A 16948-nucleotide genomic window follows, 5' to 3' on the forward strand; every position below is an offset into this window, starting at 1 on the left:
GATCATCCCCCCGGGTTGATGAGAAGGGCAAAGATCGCGGCGCCCGTCCCGCCGAGGTAGAGGACCACTCCAGCGCGGATGCAGAAGGACTTCTGACGGTCCGCTTCCTCCAGGCTGGAACCCAACACGGGGCACCCGGCCCAGGCCAACGAGGCAATGCCAACGACGATGGCGGTGGCACCGACCCACCACACCACGGCCAGCACGGGTGTCGAGTCGCTGGGATGCCATCCGGCAGCAAGCATCCCACCCAGCGGCACGGTTGTCGCGATGATGGTGGCTGCGAACCAGATGGCCCCCGTGAAGTCGATACGCCGCAGCCCCGAAGTCGGGCTGGAGACGTTCTCTGGTGACGACTGCCGATCGGGTTCGGCAGTATCCGGGCGCACCCCTCCGGTCACTTTTGGGGAGCCTTTTCGTCGATCGAGGTAAGCAGCTTCTTGAGCGCGGTCTTGATCGTGGGATGGTCATATTGGCCCGCTCGGCTTTCACCAGAGATGACGGCGCACCGGTGGAGCTTCTTGAAGTCGCCGTAAGGAAACAGGTAACGACCTCGGGTGCCCTCGGTCTGGTCGGTGTCTTCGCCGAGATGCCATTTTGCGTACTCGGCCATCCCGTGCTTGTCGATGAAGGTGTTGTTCTCATCGGTGCTGGGAGCGTGCTCGCTCCAGTCGTCCCGATCGTCATGAGTGATCTCGCCGCGACGCAGCAACCCCTTCGCGTGGGAGAGGGCTTCCTGATTCAGTTTCACGGACATCCCGATCCTTTCGTCACCTCCGGTCTACGACGATGCTGCCGCGCAGTCAACGGGGTTGCCGACATCCGGCTAGCCGACCGTCATGCCGGGCAGCCGCCTCGAGGAGCCGGTACAGGGCCGCGGATCGTGGGATTCGATGGGTGCCAGTTCGAAACCTGATCTGTCGATCGAGCCTCGACAGGACCCGACACGCGCAGAGACTACTCGCCGAGAGCGAATGGTCAAGCGGGTTGCGGGGGCGCCAGCCGTGACGTGAGCTTTATGGAACAAGGCGAACGCCTTGGCCTCACTCCCGGAAGGAAAGTACTGATGACAGATCCGACAATCAACACACCTGGCGGCATCGAGGACGACTTCCCCATCACCGAGGAACCAACTCGCGACGGGGACATCGCCACCGGAGTCGAAGGCGTTCCCGACCAAGATCGTCTCGTCGAGGCAGACGAAGATCTCCAGCCGGACGAGGACGCCACGATCGTGAACGACGGATAGCAGCTACTCATGCACAGTTCGGAAGTACTGGCCGACTGGCCAGACGAATCGCGGGAGGCCGCGCAGTTGGTTGTCGACAAGTACGGTGAACCGCACGAGTCGACCGCTACCCAGCTGACCTGGTTCGCGGTAGGAGAGTGGAAGCGGGTCGTGGCGACGAAAGCATTCTGGGAACACCGGTTTCCAGCACCGCACTACGACTCCGTCGAATCGATCATCGACTACCGGGTGGGCCCGGACCTGTTCAGCGCACTCGCCCAATTCGACGGCAGCGTGGTTGCGCGCCGCACAATGGGCGAACTCTCGGCCACCTGCCACGACGAGGAAGCCAATCGGCTCGCCCTGAACCTCGCGCACGACCTCATCTCTGGTGATCGCGACGTGCCGGATGCCCGCGCCTACTATTCGAAAGAGTTCACCGATGCCCGGCGGAAAGCACCCACTCCGTACATGCAGAAACTGCACTTCACTCCGCAATCGCCCAACCCGGATCCGGATGTACCTACGATCGACGAAGAGGAACTACGCGACGCCGAGGAAGAAGGGCACCCTTCCGCCGGCTCGACAAGCGACCCGCCACCTTAAATGCTGTCACTAGGTGGACAGGCATAAACACGGGAACCAGAGAAACGGCAGTTCGAACCCGCCCTGTAGTATCTAATGCATGCGAGGTCTGGGGCCGTGTGGGTGAGTTGATCTACGGGCCTGCGCCCGAGCGGATCACGATTGGCGACCGCACTCTCACCCACATCAAGCTTGTTACGCTAGCGAAGCTGCGACGGGGCGAGGCTTTCGCACTCAACTTAACGTTCGACGCCTCGACAGGTGGCGGACGAACCACCGTGTGGTTATCGCCCAACACCTTCATTCAGTTCAGGTTCGATGGCAGCCGCAGACCTGCTGTGAACCGGTCATGGATCGACCAGCTCATGATGTCCGCGAACTCGCCCGAGGGCCTCAGCGTGACCGATGAGCCGACGGACAACTCGTCAGAGCCCGCAAACCCGCCCACTGGCGTAATCACAGTCCCACGCCCGAATCCCTGAAGAACGGACGCACTGACCACGCCTGAAGATTAGTCGGGCGGGTCAGTTTCGTCGGGCGGTTCGGCGGGGCCGCCGGAGGCAGTGTCCTCCTCCGTCTCCGGGGCGTGGTCGGTCGAGGGCCCGTCGTCGTTGCGCTTCATCAGTGGTTGCGCAGCGAGCTAATGAGGTCGGACTTGTTCTTGCCGGAGTAGCCGTGCAGGCCGAACTCTTTGGCGCGTTTGCGCAACTCGGGCACGGTCATATCCTCGTAGTCGCCAGCCTTGCCCCCGCGCCGCGAGACCGCCTTCTGCCCGTCGCGGGCGGCCGCGTTGCTGACGCGGGCGGCTTTCTCCTTGCTGGCCCCATCGTCGCGGAGATCCTCGTAGAGCTTTGGATTCTTGAGACTTCTGTTCCGTTCACCTGGCATGTTTGCGACGCTACGCCGTTGTCAAGGTCGTGCAAGGGGCTTGATTTGGCATCCCATCAGTGAGTGGCTAGAGGTATGGCTGCGCTCATCGACCCCCGCTCCCGCTACAAGTCCGACGGCTTCCCGAAGCAGGAACAGGAGCAGCCCGGGCTCACCGATCGAACCGATCCGTTGCCAGACCACGGCGAGTCTAGCTACCAGGGCTCGGGCCGACTTGAGGGCCGTCGCGCGCTCATCACAGGGGGCGACTCCGGCATTGGACGGGCGGTGGCGATCGCGTTCGCGCGCGAGGGCGCCGACGTCGCGATCGTCCACCTGCCTGAGGAGCAGCACGACGCGGACGAGACCCTCCGCCTCGTCACCGAGGCCGGGCGCGTGGCCGCCTCGATCCCGGGCGACGTGCAGGAGGAGGGCTTCTGCCGTAGCGTCGTCGACCAGACGGTGGAGGCGCTCGGCGGTCTCGACATCGTCGTGCTCAACGCCGCGTACCAGAAGAACCGGGACGGGCTCGAGACGATTCCGACCGAGGAGTTCGACCGCGTCTTCCGCACCAACCTTTACTCGATGATGTGGATTGCCGGGGCAGCGATCCCGCATCTCCAGCCCGGCGCGTCGATCATCTCGACCACGTCGATCCAGGCATTCAACCCGTCCTCGGCGCTCATCGACTACGCGATGACAAAAGCGGCGCAGGTCGCGTTCACGAAGGCACTCGCCGAGCAACTCGGCCCGAAGGGCATCCGTGTGAACGCGGTGGCGCCCGGACCAATCTGGACCCCGCTCATCCCCGCCACCGGCTGGCCCGAAAAGCTGCCGACCTTCGGGCAAGACACCCCACTTGGCCGCGCCGGCCAGCCCGCGGAACTCGCCCCTGCCTACGTGCTGCTCGCCTCCGACGAGGGATCGTACATCTCCGGCGCGGTCCTGCCGGTCACCGGCGGCAAGGGCCTCTAGAACGCTAGTGCTCATCCTCCCCGCCGTTGCAGTACTGCCAGCGCGAGAAGGGCGATCGAGATCGCGGCGGGGGCCAGCAGGCGGAGGGCGATCGCCGCTCCCCGCGAAATCGTTGGAGACCGTTCGGCCACCGTCTCCGGCGAGCCCATCCACTCCACCTGATTGGGTCAACCATGGCAAGACCTGTAGAACGGAAGCATGCCCAGACCAACCCGTGTCGTGATCGTGCCTGGGTTGGCGGTGCGCAGCTACGCTAAGCCTGCCGCTGACGCTTTGCGAATCGCAGGGCATAACGTCGCATTGCTGAGACCTCCCGCTTGGTATGGCGCGCCTTACGACCTTGAGGACTACGGGAGCCGGCTCGCGGCTCAGATCGCGGCTCGCGGCGAGGTCGTGGATGTCCTTGTGGGTCTGTCGGTGGGCTGCCAGGCGGCGGGGATCGCAGCGGCTCAGAGCGATCTTGTGCGGAGTCTTCTTCTCGTCAGCCCCACCGTCGATCCTTGCAACCGCGACCAGCTCACCCTGCTGAGGGCGTGGGCTGCGCCGAAGGATGGGGACGGCGGAGGCGGTGACGAGGAACCGGGATTTCTCGCTTCGATACCCGATTGGGCGCACGCGGGTCTGTGGCGGATCGTACGCGGATGGAACTCTGCAATCGCCGCCCTTCCGCTCGAGGAGGGTTGCGTCCAATAGCGTGGTGTAACCCCCGGGCCCTGATGGGCGTGTTGCACCGATGTGAGGCGGCCACCGCGTGATTCTTGGAAAGACCGATCAAGTCTTTTCCGAAGGAGTACACGCGATGACCGCACCCCATTTTATTGACCCTGCCCGTTTCCTGTCCGAACAACTCGAGCAAGCCTCCCCGGACCTGATGCGCCAGATGCTGACCACGTTCATCAACGCGCTGATGAGCGCCGAAGCGGAAGCCGTCTGCGGCGCCGAATACGGCCAAGTCTCCGCCGACCGGGTCACCTCCCGCAACGGCTATCGGCACCGGGACTTCGACACGCGCACTGGCACCCTCGACGTCGCGATCCCGAAGCTGCGCACCGGCACCTACTTCCCGGACTGGCTCCTCGAGCGGCGCCGCCGCGCCGAGGCCGCCCTGACCAGCGTCGTGGCGACCTGCTACCTGCTCGGGGTGTCGACGAGGCGGATGGAGAAACTCGTCGAGTCCCTCGGCATCACTCGCCTCTCCAAGTCGCAGGTGTCGATCATGGCCCAGGACCTCGACGAGCAGGTCGAGCAGTTCCGCACCCGACCCCTCGATGCCGGTCCTTACACGTTCGTGGCCGCCGACGCCCTTGTGCTGAAGGTCCGCGAGGGCGGCCGTGTCGCCAACGTCCACGCGCTCCTCGCGACGGGCGTGAACAAGGACGGCCACCGCGAGATCCTGGGCCTGCAGGTCACCAGCGCCGAAGACGGTGCCGGCTGGCTCGGCTTCTTCCGCGACCTGACCGCCCGCGGCCTCACCGGCGTGAAGCTCGTCACCAGCGACGCTCACGCCGGCCTCGTGGCCGCGATCGGGGCGACCCTGCCCGGCGCTACCTGGCAGCGCTGTCGTACCCACTACGCCGCGAACCTGATGTCCGCGACCCCGAAGACCAGCTGGCCGTGGGTGAAGACCCTGCTCCACTCCGTCTTACGACCAGCCCGACGCGGACGCCGTCCACGCCCAGTTCGACCGGGTCCTGAACGCCCTCGAGGAGAAGCTCCCCGCAGTCGCCACCCACCTCGAGGCGGCCCGGGCGGACGTGCTCGCGTTCACCGGCTTCCCGAAGGAAATCTGGCGTCAGCTCTGGTCCAACAACCCCCTATCTGTTAACCGGCTCTCGAACGACACGTCCCTCTCGACACTTCCGATGACGAGGGTTCCGCGATCGTTGGGGTGGAAGCTGGTGGAGATCGACGGACAAAGGAGTTCAGGCTATGACCGTTTCAGCGAGGAAGCTCGACGACACGTTTCGCATCGTGGGCGATTGGGGCGACGCCGCATCGGCGAATGCCTTTCTCGGTCACCTCGATGCTCGGGCGTTCAGCCCGAGCACGGTTCGCTCCTACGCGTTCGATATCGTCAACTTCGCACGGTTTCTGTTGGCGAGGGGCAGCACCCTTGTCGAGGTCTCGCCGATGATGGTCTTCGAGTGGATCGATTGGCAGGGCGTTCGTTCACACGGCACATCTGACCGGGCCGAGGAAGCTTCGGGCGCAGTGCGCACTGCGGCAGCGTCGACGGCCAATCGCCGGGTCGCGGCGGTGAGGGCGTTATTCGAATACTTGGTCATGGCCGGCGCTTGCCCCAGCAATCCCGTCCCGTCTCCGCGACGGCGCAGCAGCCCGGGCGCCTCGACCCGCGGCCTGCTGGGTCATCTGGGCGCCGGACGCTCACGCGGCGGGGGCCGGCTGGTGCGTCAGCCCCAGTTGCTGCCGGAATCGCTGCCCGTTAGCGACGTCGACCGTTTCCTGCGTTCGTTGGATACGCACCGCGACCGCGCGATCGTGTTGGTGATGCTGCTGGGCGGTTTACGGGCCGCGGAAGTGCGCGGGCTGCAGCTATCCGACGTCGACCTCGGGCGCTGCCGGCTGCGCGTCGTGGGCAAAGGATCCAAAGAACGGCACATCCCCGTCGATGGCGCTTTCTTCACCGAGGTCGCCGCCTACCTGCGTCACGAACGCCCCACCGGGGTGAATTCATCGGAGTGTTTCCTCGTATTGAGAGGGCCAAACACGGGACAACCGTTGACGGAAGCGGGGCTGCGCGGGGTGTTCCGCCGCCACCGGGAGGCATCGGGGGCGACCCGGGTGCGTCCCCACCGGTTGCGGCACACCGGCGAATTCAATTGGTCGTCGCAACACCTTGATCACGGAGGTGTGCGATGGGTCGATGGGACGCGTCGGCGCGTGCGGCGACAACGCCGCGATGGAGTCGTTCTTCGCGCTGCTGCAGAAGAACGTCCTCGATCGGCAGCGGTGGGCGACCCGGGAAGAACTACGCCTCGCGATCGTCGTCTGGATCGAGCGGACCTACCACCGGAAGCGCCGGCAACGCCGCCTCGGTAAGCTCACCCCGATCGAGTTTGAGACAATACACATGGCCCTCAAGGCCACCTGAAACCACTAACCCCTTGAGTCAACTGAACTCGGGGCAGTCCCATCAGCCCGTCGCTGTAGAGGAACAGGTTCATCGAGGGCCCGGTCACCCCGACGCGGGTCGAGTGTGGGGTTCGTGCGGTGACCTGCAGGTTCAGAGAAGGCGATGAGAGTAACTTCTGGATGGCCATGGGCGTGGCCGCACTCGCCCGGCCGTAATTCGTGAGTGCTGACATGCCTGGTCGGCTCCCTCCGGCGTCCGCCGTGATTTGTTCCGACGCTACTCCGCGAGGCGGCGACGGTCGACCCCCACCGATCCGTCGATGGAGGAATCCGGGCTACATCACGCTTTCGAGGAAGGCCCTGGTGCGCGGACTCTGCGGATTGTCGAGCACGCTGGACGGCGGACCTGCCTCCACGACGACGCCCGCGTCCATGAACACGACGACGTCGGCGGCTCCACGCGCGAAGCCGACCTCGTGGGTGACGACCACCATCGTCATACCGTCCGCGGCGAGGGTTCGCATGACGTCCAGCACATCGCCAACGAGCTCGGGGTCGAGGGCGCTGGTCGGCTCGTCGAACAAAAGCAGTTTGGGATCCATCGCCAGAGCGCGCGCGATCGCGACGCGTTGCTGCTGCCCACCGGACATCTGGGCCGGATACGAGTGGGCAAGTTTGACCAGCCCGACCCGGTCGAGCAGTTCCATCCCGCGGTCCCTGGCCTTCTGTTTCCCGACCTTCCGTATCCCGATCGGCGCCGCCGTGATGTTCTCCAGGGCGGTCATGTGCGGGAACAGGTTGAAGCGCTGGAAGACCATGCCGATGCCGCGGCGCTGCCTGGCGACCTCGCGCGGGTTCATCTCGAAGATCCGGTCCTGCCGCTGCACATAGCCGACGAGCTCTCCGTTGACGGAGATCCGGCCACCGTCGATGCGCTCCAAGTGGTTGATGCATCGCAGGAACGTGGACTTGCCGGAGCCGGAGGGGCCGAGCAGGCACATGACCTGGCCGGCGTCGACGGTGAGCGAGACGCCCTTGAGCACCTCGACACCACCGTAACTCTTCCGCACCGAGCGGGCGCTGAGCAGCGGCTCCGGCCGGACTTCCATCTGCGTCGTACTTGTCATGTCGATCACCGTGCGTCCGACCTTTCGCTGACAGGGGTACTCGGGGCCCGGCGCAGTGCCGCCCTGATGCGCTGGATGGGGGTGGGCGGCAGGCTGCGCGCGTTGCCGCGCCCGAAGTGGCGCTCAAGGTAGTACTGCGGGATCGACAGCACCGACGTCAGGAAGAGGTACCAGCAGCTCACGACAACGAGCATTTCGACCTGGCGGAGGCTCTGCGACGAGATCTGCGTAGCCACCGTGTACAGCTCGAGCACCGCGATGACGGAGAGCAGGGACGTGTTCTTTAGCATTGAGATGGTCTCGTTGCCCATCGGCGGGATGATCACCCGCATGGCCTGCGGCAGCACCACCTTGAACAGGGTGAACAGCGGGCTCATCCCCACCGAATACGCGGCCTCGTGCTGGCCTTCGTCGACCGACAGCATCCCGGCGCGCACGATCTCGGCCGAGTAGGCGGCCTGGTTGAGCGTGAGGGCGAGCAGCCCGGCCGTGAGCGCCGGGATCAGAGTGTTCGTGTCGACCGAGAACACCGTGAAGTCGGTGAATGGGATGCCGAGCGAGATCTGCGAGTACAGCAGCCCCAGGTAGCCCCAGAACACGATCTGGATCAGCAGCGGGGTGCCGCGGAAGACCCAGACGTACAGCCACGCCAGCACGTTCATCACCGGGTTGTGGGAGAGTCGCATGACCGCCAGCAGCACGCCCAGCACGGTGGACACCAGCATGGCCACAACCGTGAGCACGAGGGTGAGCACCACCCCGCTGAGGATCCGCTGGCTGAAGATGAACTCGCTGATGGTGGGGTGATGGACGTTCGGGTTCCCCCACAGCGACACGGCGAGGCTGACGAAGCCCACCAGGAGGACCGCCGCGATGACCCAGCGCCACGGATGCCGCAGGGGCACCGCGACGATGTCATCCGGGTCGACGCCCCCGGCCAGGGTGACCGGGTCCCTGGAGGTCAGGGCGCTGTGCTGCACGGGGTCACGAACCTAGGTTGATTCCGGCCGCGTCAACGGCGTAGTCGGTCATGGAGTACTTGGCCAGGATCTCCTCGTACGATCCGTCTGCGATAACGGCTTCCAGCGCCAGCAGGAGGGCACGGCTCAGCTCGGAGTCCTTCTTCAACACGCCGATTCCCGTGTACACCGGGTCGTACCCGGCCGGGTTCGACGGATCGCGCACGACCTCGAACATCTCGCCGTCGCCGGCGGTCTGGGCGGCGTAGGCCGCAACGGCGGAGTCGACGACGTCGGCGATGGCCTTGCCGGAGCGGACGGCCGTCTGCACGTCGGTCTCGAGCGGCAGTTCGGCGATCTTCATCGGCCCGGCGCCGGTTGCCGTGCACTCGTCGTCGTAGCCGTGCAGGATTTCGGCCTGCACGGTCGCCTTCTGCACGGCCACATCCCGGCCGCACAGGTCGAGGACCGTCGTGATCTTCTCCGGGTTGCCGGCCGGGACCAGGATCGAGAAACCGGCGTGGAGGTAGTCGACGAAGTCGATCGTCTGCTGCCGCTCGGCCGTGTCATTCATCCCGGACATGATCACATCGTGCTTGCCGGACTGCAGCGAGGGGATGATGCTGTCGAAGGCCTGCGTCATCAACTCCATCCGCACACCGAGCTTGCCGCCCAACGCCTGGGCGAGGTCGTAGTCGAAGCCGGTGAGCTTCTGGTTCTCGTCGAACATCTCCATCGGCGGGAAGGGGATGTCGGATGCGACCTTGATCACGCCGGCCTTCGTGTACTTCGCCGGTAGCGCCGCGGCGGCTGCCTTGTCGATGTCGCCGGCAACGGGCGCAGCGTCCGGAGCGGCAGCGGTGCCTCCCCCGGAGCACCCGGTCAGCACGAGCGCCGCCGCGATGCCGACGGACGCGAGGATGAGCCACGAGGGCCCGGTGTGCTTCGTGCTGATCATGAGCGATCTCCAGACTAGTTTGGGTGGGGCTGACTAAAAGGTGATGTTGGTCGTGGACGAGGTGAGGTCGGCCAGGACGTCCGGCAGCACCTCGACGCCGATGCCCGGGCCCGTCGGCACCCGGAGGTGGCCGTTTTCCAGCACGAACGGCTCGGTCAGGTCCTGTTCGTAGTAGCGGCTGGACGCGGACGTGTCGCCCGGCAGCACGAAGTTCGGAAGTCCGGCAAGGGCGACATTCGCGGCCCGGCCGATACCCGTTTCGAGCATACCTCCGCACCAGACCGGCACTCCGTGGGCGGCCGCGACGTCGTGGATGCGCCGGGCCTCCAGGTAGCCGCCGACCCGCGCGGGCTTGACGTTGATGATGCTGCAGGCGCCGAGGGATATCGCCGCCGCGGCGTCGCGCGCGGACTCGATCGACTCGTCGAGGCAGATCGGGGTGGTGATCAGCCGGGCGAGGGCGGCGTGGCCGAGGATGTCGTCTTCCTTCAGCGGCTGCTCCATCAGCAGCAGGTCGAAGGGGTCGAGCCGGGCGAGGTGGCGCGCATCGGCCAGCGTGTACGCGGTGTTCGCGTCGACCTGCAGGAGGATGTCGTCGCCGAAACGCTCGCGCACGGCCCGCACCGGGACGAGGTCCCAGCCCGGTTCGATCTTCAGCTTGATTCGCAGGTACCCCTCGGCGAGGTAGCCCTCGACGGCGTCGAGCATTTCGTCAATCGAATCCATGATGCCGACGGACACCCCGGCCGGCACGAGCTCGTGGACGGCCCCGAGGTAGCCGCCGAAGGAGACGCCCGTTTCCTTCAGCTGGGCGTCGAGGATCGCCGTCTCGAGCACGGCCTTGGACATCGGGTGTCCCTTGACCGGTGCCAGCGCCGTGGCCACATGCTCGGCCGTGAGCCGGTCACCGAGCGCCTGCAGCCGCGGGATGAGGTGGTCGCGGATAACAAGGTCTGCGCCGTCGAGGAATTCGGAGCTGTACAGCGGATCGGGTTCGGCGGCGCATTCGGCCCAGCCCTCCGCGTTCGCGGTGACCACGCGCACGAGGGTCGTTTCCCGCTCGTTCGCGGTTCCAAACGATGTGCGGAAGGGTGTGACCAGCGGCAGGGTGACCCGGCGAAGTTCGATGTTTTCGATTCTCATAGCGCTCCTCCTGGTGCGAGCCGGTACCAACCGGCCCTGGTGACCCCGCGGGCCGTGTGCCCGGAGGCGAATGCCGCCCGGAAGATCTCTCGCGCGCAGGCGCGCCATGCGGTGGCCTCATCCGGGTTCACGCCGCGCAGCGAGACGATGTCGCCCGGTACCCGACACCACAGCGAACCGTCCGTTTCGACGAGAACCGGGTTGCCGTCCGGGCCGGTCGATCGAACGCCGTCGGCGGTGAACGCGGGCAGCTCGACCGTCATCGGGAGTCCATCGCTGCACGCAATGGTCTGCGGCGTCGTCAAGGGCCACACCGCCACGAGTCGATCGCTCTCGTCGTTGGCGTTCAGCTCGTCATCCATCAGGCCGTAGAAATCCTGGACGTACTCGGCCGCGTAGGCGCCGAGCTTGGTCAGGTTGAACCTCGCGTTGCGGCTGACCAACGGGTCGAAGGTCCAAGTCATGGTGTCCAGGCCCCTGGCAACTGCCCAGGCCCGCTGGTGTTGTTTCAGTGCGAAACCGACGCCCGCGTCGGCGACGTCGGGCAGGACCCCCGCGATGAGTGAGTACATCGACGAGTTGTCCGGCGAGACGATCGCCACGGCCGCGCCGCACAGCACGCCGCCCTCCGAGTATGCCGCGGTGACGTTGCAGCCGGCGTGGCTGATGCTGCGCAATAAATCGGCGGGCAGCGGCGCCCCGGACGGGGACGTCCCCCAGACTGCGACGAAGAGGCCGGCGATGTCGCGGAGGCGCTCCATGCCGTCCTCGTCGACCACCTGCACCCGGGCCAGGGTCGCCGCGCGGGCAGCCGCATTTCGGGCCTGGCGGACAAGCTGGTCGGCTTCGGCGGTGAGGAGCATGGGTTAAGTGTGGGGCCCGCGGCCTCACCGCTCTCTAGCCGCCAGCACGAACAAACCGCCGGAATGTTGTCGTATAGCACAAAGAACGCTAGCGTGGCCGGATGCAGCCAGCCACAGCCGATCCTTCTGCCGATCCGCACGATTCGCCCGGCCCCACCGTCACGGAGCTGCTGCAGATTCTCGACGGCTCGGGGCTCCGGCTCGCCTCCCGCCACACCCAGCGGCGGCTGCCGTTGGCGAGCCCGACCCTCTTCGACCCCTGGACGCCGCCGACCGGTCCCCGCACCGGGATCCTGCTCGGCATCGGTCTGCACCCCTCCGCTCCCGCCTCGACCGATGCCGTCCGCGATGCCGCGCGGCAGGGGTTCGGCGCCGTCGTGGTGAAAGCGTTGTCGCTCAGCGTTGAGACCCTCGCGGCCGTCGCCGACGCGGAGGGAATCGCCCTGCTCGTCACGGACGACGAGATCGAGTGGCGGCAACTGGACGCGCTGATCACCTCCGCGCTCACCACGGTGGCCGAGGCCGACACCTCCCTGTCCGCCGCCCCGGTCGGCGACCTGTTCGCCCTGGCGAATGCGATCGCCGCGATGACCGGCGGCGCGACCGCCATCGAAGACCTCCAGGAACGGGTGCTCGCCTATTCCACCCTCCCCGGCCAGCCGATCGACAGGGACCGCCAGGAGGGCATCCTCGGCCGCCAGGTTCCCGACCTGCCGGAAAACGCCGAGCAGTACGCGTCCATTTTCCGCTCGGGCGGTGCCGTGCGGATCGACGGGGTGCCGCCGGCGCTGCCCCGCCTCGCCGTTGCCGTGCGGGCGGGAAGCCAGGCGCTCGGCTCGATCTGGGTTGTCGACGCCGGCGGGCAACTCGATTCGGATGCCGAGCGCGCGTTGGAGCGCGCGGCCGATATCGCGGCCCTGCACCTGCTCCGCGCCCGCAGCGCGGCAGACCTGGCCCGGCAGCAACGCGCCGAACTCCTCCGGCGCCTCCTCGAGGGTGGCGAGGACTCGAGTCTCGTCTTCGGGCAACTCGGCCTCGACCAGGCCGGTCCCTTTGTCGTCGTGGCCTTCCAGCTGGAATTCGCATCCGACGGCGGGGACGAGGTGAGGATGGTTCGGCTGGTCGATCTGATCGCGCTCCATTCCGCGGCGCACCAGCACGGAGCGGAGTGCGTGGCCATCGGTGACACCGTGTACGTGCTCTTCACCGGCACCGCGGCCACCTTTCCCGGGGGCGTGGAATCGATGGCCCGCCGACTGGTCTCCCGTGCCGCCGCCGCCCTGCGGGCCATCGTCCGCGCGGCCATCGGCTCCCCGGTGACAAGCGTCGGAGCGATCAGCCGCTCCCGGCACGACGCGGACTTGGTTCTCCTGCTGCTCGCCGCCGAGCCGAGCTCCACGTCCACGTCCACGTCCGTGGCGAGCGTCCACGACGTCCGGAGCCGGGTCACCCTGCTCGAACTCGGCCGTGTTCTTCGGGACTCTCCCCGGTTGGTGTCCCCGCAGGCGCGGCAGGTCCTGGATCTCGATTCCCGTTCGGGCACCGACTACGCGAACACGCTGCGCACCTATCTGGATTGCGCTCGGGACTCAGCCCAGGCCGCAGCCCGCCTGTCCGTCCACCAGAACACGCTGCGGTACCGGCTGCGACGGGCCACCGAACTGTTCGGCATCGACCTGGCCAGTCCGGACGACACGCTCACCCTCTGGCTCAGCCTGCGGGTGGCGGAATTCGACTGAGTCCTGGCCCCGCCCGACACCCGAGGGGCGTAGCGTGGCAGCATGCGACAGCGAACGTCGGTCTCAGCCGAAGGGTCTTCGAGGTACGCAAGATCTTCGGTGTCGCCCGCATCCTGCTGGCCCTGATCCTGATTACGGCCCTCATCGGCGACTTCGACTACGTGCTCGGCTTCGCCACCTTCGTCACCAGCAACTTCTTCAGCTACACTTGTTCGTCCATTCCAGCGGCCCAAGGTCGGGGTGTGACAAGTACGCTCCGAACTCCACAGCACCAGAACCGCATTCCGGACAAGTCTGAGTAATCATTCCAACGAGACTAGTGCGCGCTTCCCCGACATGAAAGGGATTGCCAGCGAAGTCGGATTCATCTATGGGTAGTCGAGCGCTAAGTGGGACACTGAGTTATATGACCCAGGTTATTCGTGGAACCCTCTACGGCGCGCCGAAGGCGGCATGCCCGCGCTGGGCCCCGCTCCGCGTGGTTCGACCGAGCTGGCGAGGCTGCGCGTGGACCGAATCAGTGGTTTGAAGTCAGTGCCTGGCCGATGATGCGGGCTCCGTCGGCGAATGCGCCGGGGTTGGGGCCGGCGTAGTTGAGTCTGATGAAGGGGCCGGTGGGTTCGGCCGGGAACCAGCTGGACCCTTCGGCGATCATGACTCCGTCGGCTTCGCAGTCTGCGACCAGGCGGTCGAGGTTGGTTGCGTCGGGGAGTCGGGCCCAGAGATTGAGGCCGCCGGCGGGGACGGTGGCGATGTGTGCGTCGGGTGCGTGTTCTCGCAGGCTCGTGAGCAGGAGGTCGCGTCGTGCCCGCAGCTGGGGGCGGAGGTTGCGGAGGTGGGTCTGCCAGCCGGGTTGAGTGACGATGTCGAGGGCTGCGGCTTGGAGGATCCCGCTGACGTACATCGATTCGGCCCCGCGGTCGGCGAGGATGCGTTCGCGGGCGGGTCCTCGGGCGATGACGGCCGCGATACGGATGGAGGGCGAGACGCTCTTCGTGAGCGATCGTACGTAGACGACGTGTCCGGCGTCATCGCGAGCGGCGACGGGGCGCGGGTCGGTGTCGATGCCGAAGTCATGGGCCCAGTCGTCCTCGACGAGGAATGCGCCATGCGCGCGCACAACGTCGAGGATCTGCGTCGTCGCGGCATCCGACCACTGTGCGCCGGTGGGGTTGGCATAGGTGGGTTGTGCGTAGAAGACGCGGGAGCCGGTTTCCTGGAATGCGCGGGCGAGTGCGTCGGGATCGGGGCCATCTTGCCCCGTCGGGATCGGGACTACTTCGACGCCGGCTTGGGCCGCAGCCTGGATCGCACCCCAGTAGGTGGGCGATTCCATCAGCAGCGGGCGCCCGGCGGTGACGAGGGCGCGAAAAATCGTGGCCAAGCCGCCCTGGCTCCCAGGGAGCACAATGACATCGCTCGGCAGGGGCGGGGTCACGCCGACCGGCGTCGCGGCGCCGAGCTCGTGGGCAAACCAAGACTGCAACTCAGGAAGTCCCGCCACCGGCGAACGCGTCAGCGCTGCATCGCTGCGGGCCGCGCGGGCCAGCGCGGACCGGATCAACCGCTCCGGCAACAGCTCCCGGTCAGGGTAGCCCGCGTGCAGGGCGATCGCGCCCTGGGGTGCCGGGCGCATGGCGGGACTCAGCGCGGAGAGGCGACTATGCGGAGAACGCATCGCCGCCGTCTGCCAGCTGTAGTCGAGCGGGCGCGCTGTGCGCACCGCGCGAACAAACGTTCCCGCGCCGGGGCGCGTTTCGATGAGGCCTTGAGCCACGAGAGTGCGGAGAGCCTTCTGAACCGTCACCGGGCTCGCCCCGTATTCCGCTACGAGCGCCCGGCTGGTCGGCAGCCGCGCGCCCGGCACGCTGCCCGCGATCCACTCGCGCAGTGCGGCCACGATCCGAAAACTGCTATCGTTATCCATGTCAGGCAATAGTAGCGCTATCAAGAAGACGCCACCACCGCTATCACCATCGCGGGCCGGCCTGGGTTGGGGACTGCTCGGCGTTGCCGCGTTCTCCTTCACGGTTCCCCTCACCCGAGTCGCCGTCGAGGGCATGTCTCCGCTTTTCATCGGATCCGGACGCGCCGTCATCGCCGCCGTGCTCGCCGCGACTGCCTTGGCCATCACCCGACAGCGTCTTCCTCGCGGCATCCAGTGGTCTCGCCTGGTCGTGGTCGCGGGCGGCGTCGTCGTCGGTTTCCCCCTCCTGACATCATTCGCTCTCACCACTGCCTCGGCCAGTCACGGTGCCGTCGTGATCGCCCTGCTCCCAGCGGCAACAGCCGTCATGGCCGTCATTCGAGGCAAAGAACGACCCCCGCTGTCCTTCTGGATCATGGCCGCCATCGGCGCGTTGGTGGCCGTGGCTTTCGCGTCCGTGCAAGGCGGCGGGATCATTCGATTGCACTGGTCGGACCTGCTCCTTTTTGGCGCCGTTGCGGCCGCCGCCATCGGATACGCCGAAGGAGGCCTGCTCGCGAGCGAGATCGGGTCCTGGCAAACCGTGTCCTGGGCGCTGATATTAGCCTCGCCCCTGATGATCACACTGGCCACGACCGCCACCCTCGAACAGCCCCCGACCGGCACGCCGACCCAATGGGCGGCCTTCGCCTACCTCGGAGTGGTGAGCATGTTCCTGGGCTTCTTCGCCTGGTACCGCGGATTGGCAATTGGGCCCATGACCCAAGTCAGCCAGGTGCAACTCACCCAACCCGTCCTGAGCATCATTTGGGCCGCTGTGATCCTCCGCGAACAGCTGACGTGGCAAACGATCATCGGCGGCGTCGCCGTCATCCTCTGCGCCGGCATCGCCGTACGAACACGCCTCAACCGCACCCGACCCCCGCGCTCCATTCAGCACTCCGCACACGAACCAGTACCGGTAGTCATACCTCCGAGCACAGCTCGGCCGTAAGGGGACGTCCACCGGAACACCCAAGCGCACATAGAACGCCGAAGACAATCCGCATAGTTCCGCGGGCGCCTGATTCCCGTAAGACCCGCCCGAGAAAATGCCCGGTCAAGGGGGGCTAACCGGTACATTCAACACCATGACCGGACTCCTCATCGGATACGCCCGCGTATCCACCAACGACCAAGACCTCACCGCCCAGAAAAACGCCCTGATCGCTCTTGGTGTGACGCCGGAGAAGACATTCACCGACCAAGGCCTGACCGGGGCCAACCGGGCGCGACCCGGACTCAGGGAAGCACTGGCCGCCTGCCGGGACGGGGACACCCTAGTCGTGACCAAACTCGACCGACTGGCCCGATCCCTGCGCGATGCCCAGGACATTTCCCCAGTCCTGCTCATCGAAGCTCCCCAGGTCGCGGGGTTAGATTAGCGGTAGTTTGTGCCCGTTGTCACGCGGCGCAGTTCGTTCGATGCGGCGGCGTGGTTGCGG

Annotated in this window: 14 protein-coding genes and 4 pseudogenes; 9 read left to right on the forward strand and 9 right to left on the reverse strand. The window is 66.4% G+C overall.

Annotation, left to right across the window (positions count from 1 at the left end):
- Positions 1-2: 2 nt before the first annotated feature.
- Both E3T54_RS05920 and E3T54_RS05925 read right to left on the reverse strand, forming a co-directional pair.
- Complete coding sequence (locus E3T54_RS05920) at positions 3-401, reverse strand: hypothetical protein (protein ID WP_134474964.1); 399 nt, start codon at positions 399-401, stop codon at positions 3-5.
- Complete coding sequence (locus E3T54_RS05925; protein ID WP_104169302.1) at positions 398-757, reverse strand: hypothetical protein; 360 nt, start codon at positions 755-757, stop codon at positions 398-400. Before E3T54_RS05925 ends, E3T54_RS05920 begins: the two co-directional genes overlap by 4 nt.
- A gap of 309 nt (positions 758-1066) precedes the next feature.
- Here E3T54_RS05925 and E3T54_RS05930 point away from each other — a divergent pair, with 309 nt between their 5' ends.
- Positions 1067-1249, forward strand: a complete 183-nt coding sequence (locus tag E3T54_RS05930; protein WP_134474965.1) for a hypothetical protein — start codon at positions 1067-1069, stop codon at positions 1247-1249.
- Positions 1250-1258: 9 nt separating this feature from the next.
- Positions 1259-1834: a hypothetical protein gene (locus E3T54_RS05935; RefSeq protein ID WP_134474966.1), complete on the forward strand. Its 576-nt coding sequence runs from the start codon at positions 1259-1261 to the stop codon at positions 1832-1834.
- 600 nt (positions 1835-2434) lie between these two features.
- Here the strand turns inward: E3T54_RS05935 and E3T54_RS05945 are convergent.
- Complete coding sequence (locus E3T54_RS05945) at positions 2435-2701, reverse strand: Rho termination factor N-terminal domain-containing protein (protein ID WP_104169303.1); 267 nt, start codon at positions 2699-2701, stop codon at positions 2435-2437.
- A 75-nt stretch (positions 2702-2776) separates the two neighbouring features.
- On the opposite strand from E3T54_RS05945, the gene E3T54_RS05950 reads away from it, so the two are divergent.
- The 4 genes and pseudogenes from E3T54_RS05950 to E3T54_RS05965 form a co-directional block, all read left to right on the forward strand.
- Complete coding sequence (locus tag E3T54_RS05950; RefSeq protein WP_092325317.1) at positions 2777-3655, forward strand: SDR family oxidoreductase; 879 nt, start codon at positions 2777-2779, stop codon at positions 3653-3655.
- Between the two features lie 799 nt (positions 3656-4454).
- Positions 4455-5469, forward strand: a pseudogene (locus tag E3T54_RS05955) (IS256 family transposase); the annotation flags it as partial.
- Positions 5470-5584: 115 nt separating this feature from the next.
- Positions 5585-6472: pseudogene (locus E3T54_RS17265) on the forward strand (tyrosine-type recombinase/integrase); the annotation flags it as partial.
- 61 nt (positions 6473-6533) lie between these two features.
- Positions 6534-6767 (forward strand): annotated as a pseudogene (locus E3T54_RS05965) (IS3 family transposase); the annotation flags it as partial.
- 316 nt (positions 6768-7083) lie between these two features.
- Here the strand turns inward: E3T54_RS05965 and E3T54_RS05970 are convergent.
- From E3T54_RS05970 to E3T54_RS05990, 5 genes are read right to left on the reverse strand one after another with little or no spacing between them, the layout of a single operon-like run.
- A complete protein-coding gene (locus tag E3T54_RS05970; RefSeq protein ID WP_304992060.1) occupies positions 7084-7875 on the reverse strand; it encodes an amino acid ABC transporter ATP-binding protein in 792 nt (263 codons plus the stop codon).
- Positions 7876-7880: 5 nt separating this feature from the next.
- The gene (locus E3T54_RS05975; RefSeq protein WP_241977083.1) at positions 7881-8855 is read right to left on the reverse strand and encodes an amino acid ABC transporter permease; all 975 of its coding nucleotides are present in this window, start codon (positions 8853-8855) and stop codon (positions 7881-7883) included.
- A 4-nt stretch (positions 8856-8859) separates the two neighbouring features.
- Complete coding sequence (locus E3T54_RS05980; RefSeq protein WP_134474968.1) at positions 8860-9792, reverse strand: ABC transporter substrate-binding protein; 933 nt, start codon at positions 9790-9792, stop codon at positions 8860-8862.
- Positions 9793-9825: 33 nt separating this feature from the next.
- On the reverse strand, positions 9826-10935 hold the full coding sequence (gene menC / locus E3T54_RS05985; RefSeq protein ID WP_134474969.1) for an o-succinylbenzoate synthase: 1110 nt from the start codon (positions 10933-10935) through the stop codon (positions 9826-9828).
- Positions 10932-11798, reverse strand: coding sequence for a GNAT family N-acetyltransferase (locus tag E3T54_RS05990; RefSeq protein ID WP_134474970.1), 867 nt, complete (start codon positions 11796-11798; stop codon positions 10932-10934). The genes menC and E3T54_RS05990 overlap by 4 nt, the downstream gene beginning before the upstream one ends.
- 101 nt (positions 11799-11899) lie before the next feature.
- On the opposite strand from E3T54_RS05990, the gene E3T54_RS05995 reads away from it, so the two are divergent.
- On the forward strand, positions 11900-13537 hold the full coding sequence (locus tag E3T54_RS05995) for a CdaR family transcriptional regulator (RefSeq protein ID WP_134474971.1): 1638 nt from the start codon (positions 11900-11902) through the stop codon (positions 13535-13537).
- Positions 13538-14054: 517 nt separating this feature from the next.
- Here E3T54_RS05995 and E3T54_RS06000 read toward each other — a convergent pair.
- Entirely contained in the window at positions 14055-15464 is a 1410-nt protein-coding gene (locus E3T54_RS06000) for a PLP-dependent aminotransferase family protein (protein ID WP_134474972.1), read from the reverse strand.
- On the opposite strand from E3T54_RS06000, the gene E3T54_RS06005 reads away from it, so the two are divergent.
- Complete coding sequence (locus E3T54_RS06005; RefSeq protein WP_134474973.1) at positions 15463-16458, forward strand: DMT family transporter; 996 nt, start codon at positions 15463-15465, stop codon at positions 16456-16458. The genes E3T54_RS06000 and E3T54_RS06005 overlap by 2 nt on opposite strands.
- 136 nt (positions 16459-16594) lie before the next feature.
- A pseudogene (locus tag E3T54_RS06010) lies at positions 16595-16840 on the forward strand (recombinase family protein); the annotation flags it as partial.
- Positions 16841-16948: the final 108 nt, after the last annotated feature.

Source organism: Cryobacterium sp. Sr8, from assembly GCF_004403225.1.
Taxonomy (GTDB): Bacteria; Actinomycetota; Actinomycetes; order Actinomycetales; family Microbacteriaceae; genus Cryobacterium; species Cryobacterium psychrotolerans.

Bases quoted from the DNA above. Each gene is read 5' to 3' on its own strand.
- E3T54_RS05925 (WP_104169302.1), bottom strand. From the start codon at position 757: ATGTCCGTGAAACTGAATCAGGAAGCCCTCTCCCACGCGAAGGGGTTG.
- E3T54_RS05930 (WP_134474965.1), top strand. From the start codon at position 1,067: ATGACAGATCCGACAATCAACACACCTGGCGGCATCGAGGACGACTTC.
- E3T54_RS05935 (WP_134474966.1), top strand. From the start codon at position 1,259: ATGCACAGTTCGGAAGTACTGGCCGACTGGCCAGACGAATCGCGGGAG.
- E3T54_RS05945 (WP_104169303.1), bottom strand. From the start codon at position 2,701: ATGCCAGGTGAACGGAACAGAAGTCTCAAGAATCCAAAGCTCTACGAG.
- E3T54_RS05950 (WP_092325317.1), top strand. From the start codon at position 2,777: ATGGCTGCGCTCATCGACCCCCGCTCCCGCTACAAGTCCGACGGCTTC.
- E3T54_RS05970 (WP_304992060.1), bottom strand. From the start codon at position 7,875: ATGACAAGTACGACGCAGATGGAAGTCCGGCCGGAGCCGCTGCTCAGC.
- E3T54_RS05980 (WP_134474968.1), bottom strand. From the start codon at position 9,792: ATGATCAGCACGAAGCACACCGGGCCCTCGTGGCTCATCCTCGCGTCC.
- menC (WP_134474969.1), bottom strand. From the start codon at position 10,935: ATGAGAATCGAAAACATCGAACTTCGCCGGGTCACCCTGCCGCTGGTC.
- E3T54_RS05990 (WP_134474970.1), bottom strand. From the start codon at position 11,798: ATGCTCCTCACCGCCGAAGCCGACCAGCTTGTCCGCCAGGCCCGAAAT.
- E3T54_RS05995 (WP_134474971.1), top strand. From the start codon at position 11,900: ATGCAGCCAGCCACAGCCGATCCTTCTGCCGATCCGCACGATTCGCCC.
- E3T54_RS06005 (WP_134474973.1), top strand. From the start codon at position 15,463: ATGTCAGGCAATAGTAGCGCTATCAAGAAGACGCCACCACCGCTATCA.
- E3T54_RS06000 (WP_134474972.1), bottom strand. From the start codon at position 15,464: ATGGATAACGATAGCAGTTTTCGGATCGTGGCCGCACTGCGCGAGTGG.